Below are 20530 nucleotides of genomic sequence, written 5' to 3' on the forward strand. Positions count from 1 at the left end.
TATAGAGGATAGCCATGAGCACTTCATTGATTAATACAAAGCTTTTACCTTTCAGCGCAACTGCATACCACAAGGGGGATTTTGTTGAAGTTTCAGAGCAAGATTTACTTGGTAAGTGGAGCATTGTTTTCTTCTACCCTGCGGACTTTACTTTTGTGTGCCCGACAGAGCTGGGCGATTTGGCAGACCACTATGCACAGCTTCAAGAAATGGGCGTTGAAGTATACTCTGTATCAACAGACACTCACTTCACTCACAAAGCATGGCATGATGCTTCTGACACCATCAAAAAAATCGACTTCCCGATGATTGGCGACCCGACAGGTAAAATTACTCGCAATTTTGGTGTGATGATTGAAGAGGAAGGTCTCGCACTTCGCGGCACATTTGTTATCAACCCGGAAGGTGAAATCAAAGTTGTTGAAACACATGATTTAGGGATAGGCCGCAGCGCAAAAGAGCTATTGCGTAAAGTTCAAGCTGCTCAATATATCGCAACACATGACGGCGAAGTTTGCCCTGCATCTTGGCAGCCAGGTGAAGAGACACTAGCACCTTCTTTAGACCTTGTGGGCAAAATCTAATTTGACTCACACCATATCTGCCAGCACTTGCTGGTAGGTATCACTTGAATTTGCATCCCTTAAATCAAGCAACCAAGTGCGTAGCGTTTCAATGAGGAATTATAAATATGTTAGATGCGCAAATTAAAAGCCAACTAAAAGAGCACTTTAAGAATATTAACTCGCCTGTGGAGCTGAGAGTCGCGCTGGACAGCAGTGATAAGTCCAATGAATTGAACTCACTCGCACATGATCTTGCAGCTTTGAGTGAACACCTCTCAGTGGTTGAGAACTATGATATTAACGCGAGAAGACCTTCTATGGTGGTCAGCTCGGTTGAATCAAAAACACAACTCAGTTTTGCTGGTGTGCCAATGGGTCATGAGTTTACCAGCTTGATCCTTGCACTACTACATAGTGGCGGACATGCAAGTAAATTAGAGCGTGATGAAGTTGAGGTGATCAAATCGATTGATAAAAACCTGAATTTTGAAGTGTACATATCTTTGAGCTGCCAGACTTGCCCACAAGTAGTGCAAGCACTCAACACTTTGGCAGTGAACAATCCCAAAATTACAACAACGATGATTGATGGTGCGCTATTCCAGCAAGAGGTTGAAGAGCGCAATATTATGGCCGTTCCGAGCGTCTACCTAAATGGCCAGCTATTTAGCCAAGGTGCAATTGGCCTGTCAGATATTCTGAAAAAACTAGATCAAAATTCAGCGCAAAAAGAAGCCGAAAAGCTGAATAGCAAAGCACCTTTTGATGTTTTGGTGATTGGTGGCGGCCCAGCAGGAGCATCAGCCGCGGTATATGCCGCAAGGAAAGGGCTAAATACAGGCGTAGTTGCGCAGCGGTTTGGTGGGCAAGTTGCTGACACAATGAGCATTGAAAACTTTATCTCTGTTAAAGAAACAGAGGGCCCCAAATTAGTCGCCCAATTAGAGCAACATGTTAAACAGTACGATGTGGATGTTATGACTAGCAACAAAGTAGCGCGCATCAAGAGAAATGATTATTTGGATATTGAGCTTGAGAGTGGGGCTAAATTAAAAGCGAAGTCTGTAGTGATATCAACAGGTGCGCGTTGGCGCAATGTTAATGTACCAGGAGAGCAGGAGTACAAAGGCCGAGGTGTTGCATACTGTCCTCATTGTGATGGACCGTTATTTAAAGGTAAACCCGTCGCTGTTATTGGTGGGGGAAATTCTGGTATCGAAGCCGCTATAGACCTTGCAAATATTGTTGAACATGTCACGGTGCTTGAGTTTGCCAATGAATTAAAGGCAGATCAGGTATTGATCAATAAAGCTAAGAGCATTCCAAACATTGAGATACGCACTCATGTGCAAACGACGGAAATACTCGGCGATACGAATAAAGTGACCGGTTTACAATACTTAGATCGGGACTCAGGCGAAGCGCATTCTATCGCTATTGCAGGCGTTTTTGTGCAAATTGGATTAGTGCCAAATTCAGAATGGTTGCAAGATAGTGATATTGAAATCAATCAGTTTGGTGAAATAGAAATCGATAATAAGGGGTCTACTAGTATGCGAGGTGTTTTCGCTGCAGGTGATGTGACCACAACCCCTTTCAAACAGATAGTCATTGCTATGGGAAGTGGTGCGACTGCCAGTTTAGGCGCGTTTGAATATCTAATTCGAGAATTGGACCCTGCTGCCGCAGCATAGATTTCCCTTTATAGCTGATTGCTCAGCTAGACTTTTTTCATTGCAATATACCCATGCAATGTTTCTCCAGCCACGCACTTGCGTGGCTTTTTCTTATTAACAAAATAAAAATTATTATTTTATTAATAATTTTAGTCTTTAATTTCCTCGATTTGTGTAGTTAATCACTAAGTGTAAGTTAATGAATTTTAAAAATTAAAATTAAGTTATTAATTCTAAATTACTAACTGGTATGTTTGATAGCCTTCCTCTATTTTTTATTGACGAAAAAGCTGATTGGTGGAAAAATTATTAGGCTATAACTATTTGGAATTTATAAACTATATGGAACTATTTGAGCAAAACTTGGAGTACCTTAAAAGGTATTTTCCAAACCCTTTCTATAATCGTATATGTTCTAAAAAACCTTCCCAGATATCTGAATTCCAAAGTAGCTTTTATGGTGAGCACGCTGAAAGTAAATGTTACAAACAAGTTGAGTTATTCCTCAGTCACCCAGCCCATTTAAGCCTTAGCTTTTCAACCAATACTTACGAATATACACATCAACTTTGTATTAATAATTTAAATAGTATTGCGGATGATTTGGGAAGAAAAAGTAACTCAAAACCGCAGCGTGGCACATTGATTGTTTTAGGGCTCGGTGCGGGTTATCACATTCCAAAGCTTCTTTCAAAAATACGATATACAGATGTGATAGTAGTAGAATCAAATACCGCGCATTACGCGATGGCTTGTCAACATATTAACTTTGCAGCTTTACATGCAGAGTGTGAAAGTAGATCGGGTTCAATCAATTTTTTTAATATAGAGAGTTTCGACCAGTTTCTTAGCGAAATGAAAGGCCTAATAGACCAAAATGGCGTTCATTTACTATCCGATATCAGCCTGTATCGCCATTACAGTACGCCATTGACGGACCAAATATTTGGCGAGTTTAAGCAGTGGCGCAACAGCTTTGCAAGCATGTGGGGCTTCTTGGAAGACGAGTTACTTGGTTTGAAACACACAAGCGAGAATCGTTTAAACTCGACAGTTTCCTGCCACGAAAATGTTTTTTCTGAGTTTGAAAGTTTTCCAGTCGTGATTGTTGGTAATGGGCCGTCATTAGACAAAAGTATAGATGAATTAAAAAAACAGTCAGATCATGTATTTATTGTCTCTTGTGGAACATCACTAGCACCTTTAATGAAAGCTGGGATCAAACCTGATTTTCATATCGAAATGGAGAGAACTTCAGTTAATTTTGAGATCAAAGAGGCTGAACTGAAAGATCCAAATAACAAAGATGTGGTGCTTATTGCACTTAGTACCGTTTACCCCAAATTGCTCACTCAATTTGATAATAGAATTGTCTTTGCAAAAGGCAACGATCTCGGAGCTGAGCTTGCCAATCTTTCTGGAGATGGGTGCAAAGCGCTTTATCATTGTAACCCAACGGTAACAAACATGGCCGTTGCGTCATTTATTAGAATGGGTTTTAAAAACATTATATTACTCGGCTGTGATTATGGATATGTCGATCACCAAAAACATCATAGTCAGCTGTCGAGCTACTATGAGCCGACTAATTTGCTTTCTAACGTTAATTTTGACAATGAAATGAAGGTGAAAGGCAATTTTCGGCCATTTGTATTTACTTCACGGATTTTTAATGAGGCTCGGGCGGCTCAAGAGAGGCTGCTTGGACACAATTCCTCTGTCAGAGTAACCAATACGAGTGATGGTGCGCATATTCAGGGGACACAGATCGCACACTTTGAAGATTTGAAATTTGATAAAAAATCTAAATATAAATTAATGCCTACGGTTGTCGCGTACGCTAGTACTCATTCTGGATCTCAGCTGAACGTTGGCGAGTACTTTATTGATGCGTGTGACAAACTGAAAACATTAAAAGCGCAGGTTGTTGGCGCTGATTCAATTACCGAAGTAAAGGGACAATTGAATCGATTTATCTATGAATTGCGTAAAGAACGCCAGTCGTTTGTGTATCAGCTGCTGCTGTCCGGTTCAATAAAGTACATTGTTGCGACAATCGCAAGCCACATAAACCATCTGCCATTGAATGTATGGGCTGATTACGATGTTAAAGTTCGCATCGAGCTGAGCGCCATGCTAGACAAATTAATATATGAATTAACACTCCAATAGCAACGTAAATTAAGGGAATTAAATGAAATTCGACTTAAAAACAGTCCTTCCAATTGCACTTGTTGCAGTTCACTCTGGTAATGCAGTTTCACAAACTATTGATTTTTATACTGCCGACCAAAAGCCTATTGAGGCGAGTGCAGGTTTTGAAAGCAATCAATTTGATAGTCAATTTTCGGCAGGCGATTCATTCGGTGCAGGTGATTCATTCGGCGCAGGCGACTCATTCGGCGCAGGCGATTCATTCGGTGCAGGCGATTCATTCGGTGCAGGTGATTCATTCGGCGCAGGTGATTCATTTGGTGCGGGCGATTCGTTCGGTAGTCGCCCCGTAGACTTTGAAGCTTTCCCAACGGGCGAATTAAACCCTGATACTCACGGTTATATCCATCATGGTGTTCTCTACCTAGAGGTTGATAACAACAATGATGGTAATTATTACGACTATATGAAAGTGTGTATTAAATCAAATGACCGGGTTATATCAGGTGCACATTCTCAATTTGATCTAATGGCTCTCCAAAACCGCTATATCCTCCAAGGGGCCTATCAGCCGATGAGTCTTTACGGCTCTGATTATGGTTATTTAGAGCTTGATTTAACTTTTGATTTTGGCCATGTCAAGGAGTCCATGGTTCTGTATAAGTACAGCGGCGGCAAATATGAGTTTAATGGCTATACCTTAATCAATGGTAATCATGCTGGCACATTACGCGCTTATTATAAAGGCTCAGACATGTATATCGCTGAAGGTTGTGAATATACGACAGGCTCCAGGTTTTAAGCTTAATGTAATCTAGATGCTATTAAGTACTCCAAAAGTTAAACTTTTGGAGTACTTTTACTCTTTACTTTAGAGCGAGTGTTTTGATTATTTCTTGCTAATTAGATAACAAAGTAAATTGTTGCATGATTATGGTGTCAACTGGTTTCTCCCAGATTGAGTTGCATCGATTTTAAAGCCCCTTGGGAACTCAGTGACACACAATAAGGACTTAGTATTCCAATAAACCATCTAACCGTAACAACAATTAAGGGATTTAAATGAAATTTAACATAAAATCAGTTTTACCTATTGTGCTTGTGGCCGTTCATTCAGGTAAGGCCGTTTCACAAACCATCGATTACTTTAACGCTGAGGAGCAACCAACTCATCTGAGCTCGGGCTATGAAGGATCTGAGTTAAACAGCCAGTTTGCAGCAGGTGACTCATTCGGCGCAGGCGATTCATTCGGTGCAGGCGATTCATTCGGCGCAGGTGACTCATTCGGTGCAGGCGATTCATTCGGTGCAGGCGATTCATTCGGCGCAGGTGATTCATTCGGTGCAGGCGATTCATTTGATGCTGGCGATACCAATGCTGCGAGACCAGATGACTTCGTTCCTTTCCCAACCAATGAGCGAGACCCGTTGGATGGTAATCGAATGCACCGTGGTGTTCTGTATATCGAAGGCAATGAGATTGGCAGTGGTGGTGATTATGAAGATTACTACAAAGTTTGTGTTAAGGCTGGTAAACGTTTGGTTGTAGTATCTAACTCTAAATATGACAGCATGTATAAACACATTAACTTTATGGGTAAGGGGACCTATAAAACGAGTTATTTGGGGCAAAATGACTTTGGTCGATTACGTATAACTCTGCAGCATTACTATGAGAATAAAAAAGAGAAAATCTTGTTAGATAGAATCGACACTTCTTCTTATGAGTTTTATGGCTACACCAAGAGAGGTAATGAATACACTAATTATATCAGAGCTTACTATAAGGGACTGGATGCTTATATCGCAGAAGGATGTGAGGATCACCTAGGGCGCTATTAAAATAGTGAGGGCCACTTAGGCCCTTTTCATTAGACTTAGAAAGTGTATTACTGATAAGTTCCTGCGGTTATAAATTCCCCGAATGTCTCACACCATACAACAACCGTTTTAAATTTACTTACGTCTACACCCTTCGGTACATCGACAATAAAGCCATTAAATGACGTGACAGCAGATACAAATTGCATTGTATTTTTATGCTGTTCAAACTCAGCCTCATTTTCAACAAACGTTGGCGATAAATAAAGACGGTAGTCAGGACCTGGCGCTAACCTGCCTTCAAAGCCTATTGTATGTTCACCAATAAAGACATCTCCTTCACCAAAGTGCAAAAAGTCAGAGCCCTTTAGGTCTTTACTAAATACAGCTGTGAATTTTGCATGGTTAGCAACTTCGGATAAGGCCGTTTGTGTAGGGGAAGGGGGGGCCATCATAATTGGAAGAGAGTACACACCTAGTGCAAAGCCCGCACAAAAAACCAACATGGTAAACAAAATTTTAAACAAAAATCGCATGTCAAAAATGCTCTATCAAATAAAAGTAATTTAACCTTAGCGTGATGGTTCTAAGAGTCAAATCTACAAATGTTTTATTTGTGTTAACTGTTGTGTTAATGAGCATTTATTTCTCTTATCAAACTACTTTCTAGTTAAAATGACTGATTGACAATTTTATTTATTCATTGAAGTTTTTGCCTTTATTCATAAGCTATCAATAAACTCATGAAATTACTAAATTATTCTTTGTTTTAACAAAAGTGTAATTTTAGTTATTTCTTCACCGCCCAGCATTGGATCTCTCTTTTATCGTGAATTAAAGATGAAAAAGTACTGTTTTTATTTTTTATGTTTAGAAAAAGGTATTGTGTTCTGGTTTGTCCACTTTGTAATGTAAATAAAGGTAAACGAATTTAATGTAAATTTTGTAAACTTTCTATCGCGTATATTTGTTGTTATTTTCTCAACAAGTTAATCAATTTCAATATGTTATGTATCCTGCGTTTTTACTAAAAACAGTGTTTTTTCTAGTTATTTGGTTTGTGTTTTTTAATTTTGGCTAATCCCTTGTTATGGTGTTTTGGATCGGTACAATCGCCGCTGCTCAGTATCGCATTAGGTAATTATGTTACTGAATGTAATTTTATAAACAAAAAACATACAAATTAGGAATAATCAAATGAGCGTGTCTAAATCCTCGAATCAGGTGCTCAAGCTCAGCGCTATTACAATGGGTTTGATCAGTGCATCGGCTTTTGCTGAAGTGAACTGTGACAGCCTTGCGACTTGGGAAGCGGGTAAAATTTATGTTGGCGGCAATCAGGTGCAACAAGATAACGTTGCATATCGTGCCAATTGGTGGAACCGTTCTTCACCAAAATTAAAGTCTGGTCAGTGGCAAGAGTGGACAAAGCTTGGAGAGTGCAGTGGCTCAGAGCCAGTAAACTTAGCGCCTTCTATCAAGCTACTTAAACCAATTGCGGATATTACAGTAGTTGAGAACGAAGAAGTGATCATCGATTTTTCAGCCAGTGATAGCGATGGTGAAGTAAAGCATGTTGCGATTTATCATAACGATGTGTTGGTGAAAGTACTAAGCCAAGCGCCATATCGTTTTGCGTGGCAAGCAAAACAGGGCAACCATGAGTTTCACGGTGTGGCATTGGATGATGATGGCGCAACCGCAAAATCGGTGAGTCGAAAAGTTAGCGTTGAGGCACTACCTCCCAAAGATCAAAATACCGCTCCGATTGCTCGTTTAGCAGCGCAGTTGCCAAGTGAGTTAGAAGTGGGTAGTCAGATTGTATTTACTTTGATTGCAAATGATAAAGAGTCAGATACTTTGACTCAATCACTCTCGGTGAATGGCATCGAAGTAGTGAGCACATCGCAAAATGAGTTCGAATATACATGGACAGCCACTGCAAAAGGTCCGCAGACATTCGTCTTAGTCGCCAAAGATGAACACGGCTTAGAGTCAGAGAAAATAAGCAGAACCTTTACGGTGAAAGCGAAAGATGATGGTCAGAGTTCACATGACGACTGTCGTCCAGCTGGCTTATACCAAACTCCCGGTATAACGCCGTCTTACTGTGATATCTATGATAGTGAAGGCCGAGAAAAAATGGGCGCAGATCATCCAAGACGAGTGATCGGCTACTTTACAAGCTGGCGTCATGGTAAAAATGATCAACCTAGCTATCTGGTTAAAGACATCCCATGGGACAAAATCACTCATATCAACTATGCGTTTGCTCACGTTAATGACAAAAATGAGATCAGCATAGGCAATCCAAATGCACAAGGTAACGCAGCAACCAATATGACTTGGCCAGGCGTTGCAGGTGCAGAGATGGACCCTAGCCTGCCGTACAAAGGTCACTTCAACTTATTGAATAAATATAAAAAGCAATACCCACATGTAAAAACCATGATTTCTGTTGGTGGATGGGCTGAAACGGGCGGTTATTTTGACGAAACGGGCAAGCGCATCAATAACGGTGGTTTCTATACGATGACCACAAATGCTGATGGCAGTGTCAACCATGCTGGTATTGCTCAGTTTGTGAAAAGCTCAGTTGAATTTTTGAGAACTTATGGCTTTGATGGCTTAGACGTGGACTATGAATACCCATCTTCGATGAAAGACTCAGGTCATCCTGAAGATTTCCCGGTCAGCAATGCCAGACGTGCGGGGCTAAACAAGTCTTATCAAGTACTGATGAAAGAGCTACGTGAAGCCCTTGATAAAGCGGGTGAGCAAGATGACAAACACTATATGTTAACGATTGCTTCTCCGTCATCAGGTTACTTACTACGTGGAATGGAAACGTTTCAAACAGCACAGTATTTAGACTTCGTAAATATCATGTCGTACGACTTGCACGGTGCGTGGAATGATCATGTTGGTCACAATGCGCCGCTTTACGATACGGGGAAAGACACAGAGCTTAAGGTTTGGAATGTCTACGGCACTAAAGAGTTCGGTGGCATTGGTTATTTGAACACAGATTGGGCGGTGAACTATTTCCGTGGTGCGCTGCCTGCTGGCCGCATCAATATTGGTATTCCGTACTATACCCGTGGATTCAAAGATGTGCGTGGTGGTGACAATGGCCTTTGGGGTCGCGCACCACTGCCAAATCAAAGCAACTGCCCGAAAGGCACTGGAATTGGCGAAAAGAACAAGTGTGGTAACGGCGCAATTGGTATCGACAACCTATGGCATGACGTTGAAAATGGTCAAGAAGTTGCCGCAGGATCGAACCCACTTTGGCATGCTAAAAACCTTGAACACGGTATCAACCCAAGCTACCTAGAAGTATATGGCTTAACGCCTGATACAGATGCCGATGATGTACTGCGCGGTGACTATGTGCGTCATTACGATGACGTAGCCGTAGCGCCTTGGTTGTATAACGCCGAGAAAAAAGTATTCCTTTCAATGGAAGACACCGAGTCAATGAAAACCAAATTAGACTACGTTGTTGATAAAGGTCTGGGCGGTGTCATGTTCTGGGAGCTTGCTGGTGACTTTGATTATCACGCTGATAAAGGCGAGTACTTCATGGGCTCGACAATGACAGCGCTAGCATATAACACCTTTAACCAAAGTGGTGTGGCCTATGACAATCATGTTGGCGATGGCACATTTACTACGCCAAGCGAAGCGGTTGATATCGCGTTTGAAGCGAAAGACTTCCCTGTGGGTGACCAAAACTACCCAATTCGTCCAACATTTGCTTTTACCAACAACTCAGAAATTGATCTAACTGGCGCAACGATTACGTTCAACGTTCCAACGTCAACTTCAGCAATCTTCAAATCAAATTGGAATGCACGTAAAAAGCTTGGCATGCGCGTAGAGCATGATGCCTCTAACTCTGCGGGGAATAACATTGGTGGTTTTGAAAATGAATTCCATCGTTTTTCAATTACCTTCAAAAATGAGTGGGGCGGTCAGCTTGAATCCTTTGCGCCGGGCGAAACCATCAATGCACAAGTGATGTACTACATGCCTATCACAGGTCCTGTGAACTTCACTATCGAAAAAGACGGCAAACAGTACGCATTTGCCTCTGAATACCCTGAATTACCAGTCGCTAAAAAACACATACCAAATCCAGGTGATGGCGACAAAAACCCGCCAAATGGTCAGCAGTGTGAAGGTGTGAAAATTGAAAACATCAACACGTATCCAAATTGGCCACGCACTAACTGGGCTGGCGATCCGAGCCATGCTGTCGGCGGTGACATGATGATCCACAACGGCGCTGTTTATAAAGCTAAGTGGTGGACAAATGGTACACCAAGTAACGGCGGTGCTTGGCAAAAGGTGTGCGGTCTGTAACGACCACTTTTATTCCCAATCAGAGTGATCTGCGGATCACTCTTACAATCAATAAATGAGAAAACTATGAGACAACAAGTAACCTTATGCGCGCTGGGCGTAGCCTTAGGTGTGGGCGTTATCGGTAAAGTGAATGCACACGGCTATATGGATTTTCCCAAAGCTAGGCAAGCAATCTGTCAGGAGCAAGGTGGATTTTGGTGGCCAAAAGATGGCTCAAAAATCCCGAATGCCGCATGTCGCGCCGCATATTTAAAATCTGAGCATGTGCAGTTTATTCAAAAGCATGAGTTCGCAACCAATACAGCAGACTTTCGTAACCAAACGGCGGTAGAGGCTAACATTCCTGATGGCACCTTGTGTGGTGCGGGTGATAGCCAAAAAGCGGGAATGAATATTCCATCTACTGAGTGGCAGACAACAGAGATCACGCCAAATGCTCAGGGCAAAGTGAAAATCCGTTATCGCGCAACGACGCCCCATAACCCCAGCTTTTGGCAGTTCTACTTAACTAAGCCGGGCACTGAATTTAAGCAAAAGGCGCTTGCTTGGAGTGACTTAGAGCTAGTTCAAGAGCACGGAAACATTGCGTTTTTTATGGCGCCAGATGGTAAGCGTTATTACGAAATGGAAGTGGCAATCCCAGAAAAGTTTGCAGGCGATGCGATTCTGTATAGCCGCTGGCAGCGCGACGATGTAGTAGGTGAGGGGTTTTACAATTGTAGTGACGTGACCATAGTACGCAGTACAGATCCAACACCAACGCCAGACACATGGTATCCAGTAGCGTACTTTGTAAAACAGGGCCAAGAGGCAACTGCTGGCGATACAGTATGGGTTCGAGTGTTTAACGGCGATGGAAATGAGCTCATTCAAGAGCGCTTCGACGTCACAGAGGCCAATGCAAATCAGTGGCAAGCACAGTTTGCGTCTAACCTGACGACGCAGTTTGCCGATATTATTCGCATTGGTGTGAAAGATAATACGGGTAACATTGTATTTAATCCAAACGCAGTCTCCAGTAATCAGGTATTTGTATCTGATAAATCATATAGCTACAACCTATCGGTGATCTCCAAGCCGAAAAATACAGCGCCTACGGTACATACACCTGCGCCAATCACGATAGATGAGGGGCAGAGCAAGCATTTGCATGTCCATGCATTCGATGACGAGCAGCCAACACTCGACTTTGATTGGCAGTTACCAAGTGCATTGAGCTTCACAGGCTCTGGTTCAACCATCACGGTCACTGCACCACAAGTGGACGCTGACACACGTTTTGACGGCAAAGTGACCGTGTCAGACGGCAGTTTAAGCAAAACAGTACCACTGGTTGTGAATGTTAAAAACATCGATACCGATCCGGGGACGCCAGACAAACCGACAGACGATACTTGGCAGCCAAGCAAAATCTACACAGCTGGCGACACCGTGGTTTATCAAGGCAAAACTTATCGTGCTAAATGGTGGGTACGTGGCCAACTTCCAACCTCAAGCCATGCTTGGGAATTAGTGCCTAGCGGCGATGATTCGGATGCTAGTAATACGTCATGGCAGTCAAGCAAAGCCTATCGCGGTGGCGAAATCGTAACTTTTAATGGTGAGCGCTATCAAGCTCGCTGGTGGACGCGTAATCAACAACCTGACCAAAATTCTGTTTGGAAAAAACTATAAATACATCAAAGAGGTAATTCGAAATGTTTAAATTTTTAACCACAGCAGCAGCCGTTGGCGCTGCCCTTGCAAGTGCTACAGCTGTTGCTGCGCCTTCAACACCAAGCATCAACTGGAAGCCACAAAACTACTCATTTGTTGATGTAAATATCTACGGCCGCGGATCATACAAGCAACTTATACAAGCTAAGGATGTGGTCGATATTCAAATTGAATGGAACGCGTGGTCTGGCAAAGGTGGTAATAGCTACAAAGTGTATTTTGACAACAAAGTTGTCAACGAAGGCACATTAGCTGAGGGCACGACGGGCGGGACTATCCATTTCCCTTATCACAAGTCGGGACGTCATGAACTGAGAATCGCGCTTTGTGATGCATCTGGTTGTTCAATGTCTGCGTCAAAGCCCATTGTGATTGCCGATACAGACGGTGGTCACTTAGAGCCACTTAAGCTGAATGTGAATCCAAACAATAAAAAGTTCGATACCGATCCAAACACGGTTGTCGGGGCTTATTTTGTTGAATGGGGTATTTATGGGCGTAAGTTTGATGTCACGCAAATTCCCGCAGATAACTTGACCCACTTACTTTATGGATTTATTCCAGTATGTGGTCCAAATGACTCGCTGGCGGAAATCGAAAATGGTAATAGTTTGAGAGCGCTAAAGCTGGCATGTGGCAGCTCAAAGGACTACGAAGTGGTGATCCACGATCCGTGGGCTGCAGTGCAAAAAGCGCTGCCTGGGATCAGCTCAAAGGACCCAATTCGCGGTACTTACGCTCAGTTAATGGCGCTCAAACAGCGCAATCCAGATCTGAAAATTTTACCTTCTGTGGGCGGTTGGACATTGTCTGATCCATTCTTTGATTTTGATGTGAAAGCAAACCGCGACACCTTTGTGAATTCGATGCGTGAATTCCTCAAAACATGGAAATTCTACGACGGTATCGACATTGACTGGGAATTCCCTGGCGGTGATGGTGCGAATCCAGACTTAGGTTCAGACAAAGATGGTGAAGTTTATATCATCCTCATGAAAGAGCTTCGAGAGATGCTTGATGAACTTGAAGTTGAGATGGGACGTGAGTTTGAACTGACTTCTGCGATTGGTACAGGCTACGACAAAATTGAAGACGTGGATTACCAGCAAGCAGCGCAATACATGGATTACATTTTTGCCATGACTTATGACTTTGCAGGTGGTTGGAACAACGTGACTGGGCACCAAACGGCGATTTATTGTGGTTCACACATGTCCGCGGATGAGTGCAACGGTACGGGCGTTGATGATAAAGGTGAAGCGAGAAAGGGCCCAGCGTATACGCTAGATAACGCCATTAAACTGCTCTTAGCGCAAGGGGTACCAAGTGAAAAACTGGTAGTCGGTACAGCTATGTATGGCCGAGGTTGGGAAGGTGTTTACCCGCAAAATGCGCAAATTGCAGATAACCCAATGACGGCACCCGCCAATGGTAAATTACGTGGTTCAACGTCTCAAGGTGTTTGGGAAGCAGGCGTTATCGATTACAAGGGACTCAAAGCGCACATGATTGGTCATGATGAGCAAGGTATTAACGGTTTTGAAGTAGGGTACGATGAACAAGCTGAAGCTGCATATGTTTGGAATCGCCAAAAGGGTACCTTGGTTACCTATGACAGCCCTCGCTCTGTGCGCGCAAAAGGTCGCTATGTACGTGAGCATAACTTAGCAGGTCTATTCGCGTGGGAAATTGATGCAGACAATGGCGACATCTTAAATGCAATGCACGAAGGGCTTGCTGGCAAGGTGACTAATCCAACACCTGTTGATAAAGCGCCAGTTGTGTCATTAACCAGCCAGATTACGTTAAATGCAGGTGATATTCACGTATTGACTGCACAGGCTACAGATCCAGAAGGAAAAGTACTTACTTTTTCTTGGCAAGGTGACGCAGCACTTAACCTGCAAAGTGAGAATGACAGCGTTATCGTCACAGCACCTAGCGTGACAAATGACTCTGTATTTACAGTAAACCTAGCTGTAAGTGATGGTGCAAACACTGTTAACCGTACGGTTAAAGTGATTGTCAAAGCACCCGTTGTAGAAAACAAGGCGCCAGTCGTTGGCACGATTTCAGCGATTACATTGGATGAAAATACCAGTAAATCAGTAAGCGTATCGGCAACCGATCCGGAAGGAAAAGCATTGAGCTTTGCATGGCAGTTACCGGGCCACACTATTGTGGGAACAGGCAATGCAGTGACTTTAAAAGCTGGTGAAGTATCAAAAACTGAAACAATTACAGGCACAGTCGTGGTATCTGATGGTGAGCACAGTGTCACACGTCAGTTCAATGTAACCGTTAAAAATGTCGAGACCGATCCTGAGCCAACGCCGGGCGACGGCAAAACAACGTGGGATGCCAACAAGGTTTACACCGGTGGCAACACGGTTTGGTATAAAGGTGTTCAGTACAAAGCGCGTTGGTGGACCCGCGGTGCCGTGCCAAGTAATGGCGGTGTATGGGCTGAGATCATTCCTGATGATGGCAAAGTGCGCGACTGGCGTAGTGACCTAGTTTACACCGGAGGAGACAAAGTGGTTCACAATGGTGAAACCTACCAAGCCCGCTGGTGGACACGTGGCCAAACTCCAGGTAGCAACTCAGTATGGCGCAAGCTGTAACGGGTTAATCAACTGAGTTAATTCTAACCGAGTTAATTCTAACCGAGTTCATTCAGGTGCATGGATGCACCTTCTTACTATAACAACAAGTACAGAGTATAAATCCATGTTTAAAGCTAAAAAAGTCGCGCTACTGGTCGCGGCAAGTGTTGGTGTATTTTCAACCGCTGCTGCATTTGCCAGTGAGCCAGTGAGCCTGCACAATAATGAACAATTAAAAGCGAGCATCAAGTCTCAGTTGTCACAGCATCAAAGCTTCTTCAGAGCAAGCTCTACAGATCAGCAAAGTGAGCTTGAGTTTGTAACCCATCATAAAACGCAAGATGGACGTCATATGCGACGCAGTCAGTATTATAAGGGGGTGCGTGTATATGGGGGAGAGATTGTCACTCATCATGATGAACAAAACTTCTTAAGTGTGTGGTTTCAACCTGAAGGGGAGATCACTTCTATCAGCGGCTCAGTCGTTCCAAATTTGTCATTGCCGACCGTCAAAGCGAGTATTACTGACAAACAAGCCATTGAGTTTGCAAAAGAGCAAATCGCTGAGTTACTTGCGACGTCAGATGAACAGGTAGAGCTGGTGATTTACCCTCATGAAAGGACAGCAAAACTCGCTTATCTCGTCACAGTGTTTGCAGAGACAGAACATGCGCCGAGCCGACCTGAATTTGCAATCGATGCTCACACCGGTGAAGTATTATCACGAATTGAAACCCTTAATCACTCTAAAATAGGCATGGGCCCGGGCGGCAACGAAAAAATCGGCAAGCATTACTACGGTGAAGACATGCCCAAGTTTCACGCCACAGATTTAGGTAATGGCACGTGTGAAATGTCCGATACAGATATTCGCGTGATCGATATGGAGCACGGTACGACCAATACCGAGACGTATCAATTCCCCTGTTATGAGAACACCCATAAGCATGTAAATGGCGCGTACTCACCGCTAAATGACGCGGTTTTCTATGGTCAAGCAACTATAGATATGTTTAACGATTGGTTTGATAGCCGCGCATTATCAGGCGATCTTGTGATGCGTATTCACTATCGGAAAGACTATTTAAATGCATTTTGGAATGGTAAAGAAGTCACGTTTGGTGATGGCGATTTGGACAACTATGGAGTATATCCATTTACGTCTTTGGGTGTGGTTGCCCATGAAATCGGTCATGGTGTGACGCACCAAAACTCAAAACTGGTCTATAGCAATATGTCTGGTGGCGTGAATGAATCATTCTCAGATATGACTTCTGAAGCACTTGAGTGTTTTATGAACCAAAAACCAGATGGGACGTGTGAAGTCGACTGGCTGATCGGCGCCAGTATCTTTAAAAATAGAACGGCGCTACGATACATGGAAAACCCAGAGCGCGATGGCAAGTCTATCGGCCATGCCAGCAAATTTGAACTCGGCATGGGTGTTCACCACAGCTCTGGGGTCTTTAACCGCGCTTTTTACCTGCTTGCAAACAGCGAAGGTTGGGGTGTAAAAAAAGCCTATGAAGTAATGCTACACGCAAACAAAAACTTCTGGGTTTACAATGGCAACTTTGAATCTCTGGCGTGCGGTGTCACAGGTGCTGCTGCGGACTTGGGATACGATACCAAAGCGGTTGGTGACGCATTTAAAGCCGTTGGTGTATTCGCTTGTACAGAAAACAAAGCACCCACCATTTCAATCACCAGCCCAGATAGTAATGGCCGATATAAAATCGGCAGCAACATTATGCTTAAAGCCAATGCTGATGATGAGTATGGAGCGGTAGAAAAAGTAGAGTTCTTCGTTAACGGCACGCTGCACAATACTGATCTAGAAGCGCCATATGAGAGTGACTTTAGTAGTGATAAAACAGGGCTGTATACGGTAACTGCCCGTGTAACGGACAACGAAGGTTTGTCTGCGGATGCCGCGCCGGTGTCATTTAACTTGATTGACCCGAGCCAATGCCAAACTGCACCGTGGCAAGGTGGCAAAGTGTATACCCAAGGTAATAAAGTCGCTTTCGAAGGCTTTGAATACGAGGCTAAATGGTGGAACCGAGATCAAAGCCCTGCGAGCAACTCAGGCTCTTGGGGCGTTTGGAAAAAAGGGCTAGAGTGTGGTGGAGCGACCGAGCAGCCAAATAAAGCACCAAGCTTGGGCATTTCTGCGCCTGCTAGCAATGTGTCTATTGAGTTAGGCGAGTCTGTTTTGGTGCGGTTTGCGGCAAACGATTCAGATGGCGAAATCACCAAGGTTGCAGTACGTGTTAATGGTCAATCGTTAACTGAACTTACGCGTGCGCCTTATGCCTTTAATTACCAACCATTGGAAGTAGGTGTATATAAACTGAGTGCAGTTGCATATGACAACGATAATGCACAATCTGGTGAGGTTAGCCGCACCGTTACAGTGACACAAACACAGCCAGAGCCAACACCAGAGGCGCCGAGTGTTAGCTTAATCACCCCGGTAAACGGCAGTACATACAATGTAGGTGAGCAAATTGCGCTGTCAGTGCTAGCAAGTGATAGAGATAATGACTTGAAACAAGTGGCTTATTTTATCAATGGCAAACAAGTGGCGGTATCAAGTGTCGCACCATACAGTGCAAACTTTAAAGCAACGTCAGCTGGCGGCTACAGTGTATTTGCTGTGGCGTCAGATGCACAGGGTTTGAGCACACAGTCAACAACCAATCGCTTTAAAGTGAATACCAGTAAACCAAGTTGTGATGTACCAGCGTGGCAGGCAAGCAGCGTATATACCTCTGGTAAGCAAGCCAGTTTAGATGGGCAGTTATACCAAGCTAAGTGGTGGACACGTAATCAAAACCCAGCGCAATACTCTAGCCGTTGGGCGGTTTGGAAACATTTAGGTGAGTGTAAATAATTTCCTCTTGAAATAAACCAAAGAGCCAGCTTGCTGGCTCTTTTTTGTTATTCAATGAAAGGCGGCTGACCAATTAGACTGCTCTTTACTTTAAGTCTACGTGTTTATCGCTTGGTTATTTAGTGGTTGATCTGGTGTTTAACTTTTTAATTATGTTTGCGCGATGGATAAGTACTTTCAAGTAGTTAACTGTCAAAGTGGGGAGGGATAAGCGCTGTAATTACAGCGCTATGATCTCTATTGTAAGGGCTCAAAATGAGGTTGCAATTTGACACTTCTGGCCAGTGCAAGTCACGTTACTATCAATAATTAAGGTCTCAAGTAAGTTATTATTACTTACATCAATGTGTGACAGTTCATTATTGAATATTTGTAGTGTATTAATCTTCAATAGCTTTGAAATGTCAATCGTATTTAAATTGTTATTATAGATATTTAAAGTTTCTAACTCGATATTGTTTGAAAGGTCAATCTCAGCTAACTTGTTCTCATTAACTTGTAGATAATTTAATGAGCCCTGAATACTTAAATCTAGTTTTTCTAGTCTGTTCTGTGAAATATTTAGGTTCACAAGCTTTGGGTTGTTACTTAAATCAATCTGGGATATTTCATTGTATTGCAAGTTTAGTCCTACCAGATCCTTATAATGCGTAGCATTAAATTCAGTAAGCCCTAAATACGAAGCTCCCAAATACTGTAAATTAACCATTTCACTTAAATCAAAATCGCTAAGGTGAGTATTAGAAATACTTAAAGTTGATATTTCAATTGGGTTAGGCAGTACAAGTTCACTAATTGGGTTAGCGTCAACAGATAACGCATTTAGCCCAAAACCCTCTGGGACCACTAATCGAGTAATTGAATTATCATTAAGAATGACCTCTTGCGCAGAGCTCACAGGAGATAAATCTATTGTACTTAGCTGATTCGAACTCAAGTGCATACGGCCTAATTTTGCATCTGTTGGTAGTATTATCTCACTAATTAAATTGTCACTTAAGTATAAAAGAAATAAGTCTTTGTGAGCACTAAGGTCTAAAGTAGAAATAAGATTTTTTCTCAGGTCTAATTGATGAAGCGCCGTGCTATCTGCAATACTGATACTCTCAATTTTATTGTCATATACTGACAAAGACTCCAATTTCTTCAGGCTAGAGGTGTTTATTGAAGAAATTTGGTTTGAGTCAACCTGTATATAATCCATTTCTGGGTTATTACTAAAATCCAATGAAGTTAGATTACAACTAATTGCATGAAAACTCTCTAAATTAACAAGTTCTTTTAAATCAATTTCACTGATTGGGTTGTAACTAATGTTCAAATTGACTAATTCTGTATTATTACTCAACTGAAGCGATGATATATGGTTGTTATTTATATATAGCTTGCTTAACTTTTTATTTTTACTGACATCCAGCTCAATTAGGTTATTACCCATCACTGAAAGATGTTCTAGGTTATAAAAATGCTCTATTTGACCAGCAAGACTACTTAGTTCTTTATGATCACATTGAAGTTCAATTACTTCATCAGCATAGGTATATTTTTCAGGTATGCAGTTTTTCAAGGTTTGTGAAATGAGTAACTCACTGACTTTATGACTAACAACAAACTGTGCTTCAATCGCACAACTTTGTGTGACAGGAGAGATTGTGTATGTATTTTTCGCCTGATCCCAATGTCCAGAGCAACCCTCTATATATTTTAGTCGAGAACCCGATGCTGCTTTAACTTCCAATGTGAATGGCTCACCTTGAGCTGCTTTTATTTCTCCACCTGGCGTCAATTCTCCATCACCGGTTACATTGACCGAAATATTGTGTCGTATCTTTTCCACTATTGGCGTGATGGAACATGCCGATGAAATTGGGTCAGTCGTAAACTTAAATCCCTCTAAACTCCCTGGGCACCCCTCTACACCTCTTAATACATAATTTGGGTTTATTGTGATCTCAAAAACTTTCTGCTCACCATGCTCTGTTAAGGTCATTGCGGGAATAACGTTGGCGCCCTCATTACTTATTGAGGTCAACTCATACTCATTGACAGCAAAATTAACGTCGATTTGACAAGCAGCCTTTAAATTCGACACCTTAAATTCAGTCCCTTCCAGTTGCCCTGAACACCCATTGATAGATTCAACTCGATGACCTTCACTGGGGGCGATGCTAAAACGCGCAGAGCCACCTTGCTGTAATTCAATCGTCGCTGGCGTAATAGCTCCATTTCCTTGCACACTAGTTGAAACTTTAACTACTTGCTGATTGTTTTGTGAGGAATTGGATTGTGTATCACCACCGCCTCCTCCGCAGCCACTCACAAATAAAGAAATAAACACAGCAAGTGGATATGCTTTTGTAAAACTCATCATTGTCTTTACAGCTCCAAATATATAGAAGTAGCTAAAACCTTTAAAGTCAAAAGGTTATCGGTATTGTTGTTCAGATTTTTGGGATTATACAGGATCGTATGAGCAAAGTCTTGATAAACATAAAATAACCAGAAGGCTGGTTCTTTGAGCAGATTCAGTGGGAAGTTATTTACATGAGCTGGTGATTGCACCTGTTGCATGATCACCTTTTTATATTCTAGATATACACAGACAATCACAGATATTGCGCCTCTATTTGAAGTTGCACTGCGACAAATTGTAGTAACGAAGCTATAGCCATTAATGCAAGTATCAAGGGTTAAGATAAACAGTAAGTAAGAAAGAAAATTGAT

At 42.5% G+C, this 20530-nt stretch carries 11 protein-coding genes; 9 read left to right on the forward strand and 2 right to left on the reverse strand.

Translation table 11 applies throughout. The features are described from left to right. Nucleotides 1-14 precede the first annotated feature (14 nt). From ahpC to J8M00_RS00530, 5 genes are all read left to right on the forward strand, one after another. Nucleotides 15-584, forward strand: a complete 570-nt coding sequence (gene ahpC, locus J8M00_RS00510; RefSeq protein WP_211008424.1) for an alkyl hydroperoxide reductase subunit C — start codon at nucleotides 15-17, stop codon at nucleotides 582-584. Nucleotides 585-691: 107 nt separating this feature from the next. Beyond that, nucleotides 692-2260 carry an alkyl hydroperoxide reductase subunit F gene (gene ahpF / locus J8M00_RS00515; RefSeq protein ID WP_211008425.1) on the forward strand — a complete coding sequence of 523 codons (1569 nt, stop codon included), beginning with the start codon at nucleotides 692-694 and terminating at the stop codon, nucleotides 2258-2260. Nucleotides 2261-2584: 324 nt separating this feature from the next. Beyond that, the gene (locus tag J8M00_RS00520) at nucleotides 2585-4414 is read left to right on the forward strand and encodes a motility associated factor glycosyltransferase family protein (protein ID WP_211008426.1); all 1830 of its coding nucleotides are present in this window, start codon (nucleotides 2585-2587) and stop codon (nucleotides 4412-4414) included. 22 nt (nucleotides 4415-4436) lie between these two features. Then, a complete protein-coding gene (locus tag J8M00_RS00525; protein WP_211008427.1) occupies nucleotides 4437-5198 on the forward strand; it encodes a hypothetical protein in 762 nt (253 codons plus the stop codon). Between the two features lie 260 nt (nucleotides 5199-5458). Beyond that, the gene (locus J8M00_RS00530; protein WP_211008428.1) at nucleotides 5459-6238 is read left to right on the forward strand and encodes a hypothetical protein; all 780 of its coding nucleotides are present in this window, start codon (nucleotides 5459-5461) and stop codon (nucleotides 6236-6238) included. A gap of 47 nt (nucleotides 6239-6285) precedes the next feature. Here the strand turns inward: J8M00_RS00530 and J8M00_RS00535 are convergent, their stop codons facing one another. Then, nucleotides 6286-6753 carry a DM13 domain-containing protein gene (locus J8M00_RS00535; RefSeq protein WP_211008429.1) on the reverse strand — a complete coding sequence of 156 codons (468 nt, stop codon included), beginning with the start codon at nucleotides 6751-6753 and terminating at the stop codon, nucleotides 6286-6288. A gap of 661 nt (nucleotides 6754-7414) precedes the next feature. Between J8M00_RS00535 and J8M00_RS00540 the strand changes: the two genes are divergently transcribed. The 4 genes from J8M00_RS00540 to J8M00_RS00555 all read left to right on the forward strand — a co-directional run bounded on the left by J8M00_RS00540 (nucleotide 7415) and on the right by J8M00_RS00555 (nucleotide 17806). Then, the gene (locus J8M00_RS00540; protein ID WP_211008430.1) at nucleotides 7415-10585 is read left to right on the forward strand and encodes a glycosyl hydrolase family 18 protein; all 3171 of its coding nucleotides are present in this window, start codon (nucleotides 7415-7417) and stop codon (nucleotides 10583-10585) included. Nucleotides 10586-10651: 66 nt separating this feature from the next. After that, a complete protein-coding gene (locus tag J8M00_RS00545; protein ID WP_211008431.1) occupies nucleotides 10652-12262 on the forward strand; it encodes a lytic polysaccharide monooxygenase in 1611 nt (536 codons plus the stop codon). A 23-nt stretch (nucleotides 12263-12285) separates the two neighbouring features. After that, a complete protein-coding gene (locus J8M00_RS00550) occupies nucleotides 12286-14928 on the forward strand; it encodes a glycosyl hydrolase family 18 protein (protein WP_211008432.1) in 2643 nt (880 codons plus the stop codon). Between the two features lie 106 nt (nucleotides 14929-15034). Beyond that, a complete protein-coding gene (locus J8M00_RS00555; protein ID WP_211008433.1) occupies nucleotides 15035-17806 on the forward strand; it encodes an Ig-like domain-containing protein in 2772 nt (923 codons plus the stop codon). A 250-nt stretch (nucleotides 17807-18056) separates the two neighbouring features. Here the strand turns inward: J8M00_RS00555 and J8M00_RS00560 are convergent, their stop codons facing one another. Next, on the reverse strand, nucleotides 18057-20177 hold the full coding sequence (locus J8M00_RS00560; RefSeq protein ID WP_211008434.1) for a leucine-rich repeat domain-containing protein: 2121 nt from the start codon (nucleotides 20175-20177) through the stop codon (nucleotides 18057-18059). Nucleotides 20178-20530 lie beyond the last annotated feature (353 nt).

This window comes from Pseudoalteromonas luteoviolacea, assembly GCF_018100925.1.
Lineage (GTDB): Bacteria > Pseudomonadota > Gammaproteobacteria > Enterobacterales > Alteromonadaceae > Pseudoalteromonas > Pseudoalteromonas obscura.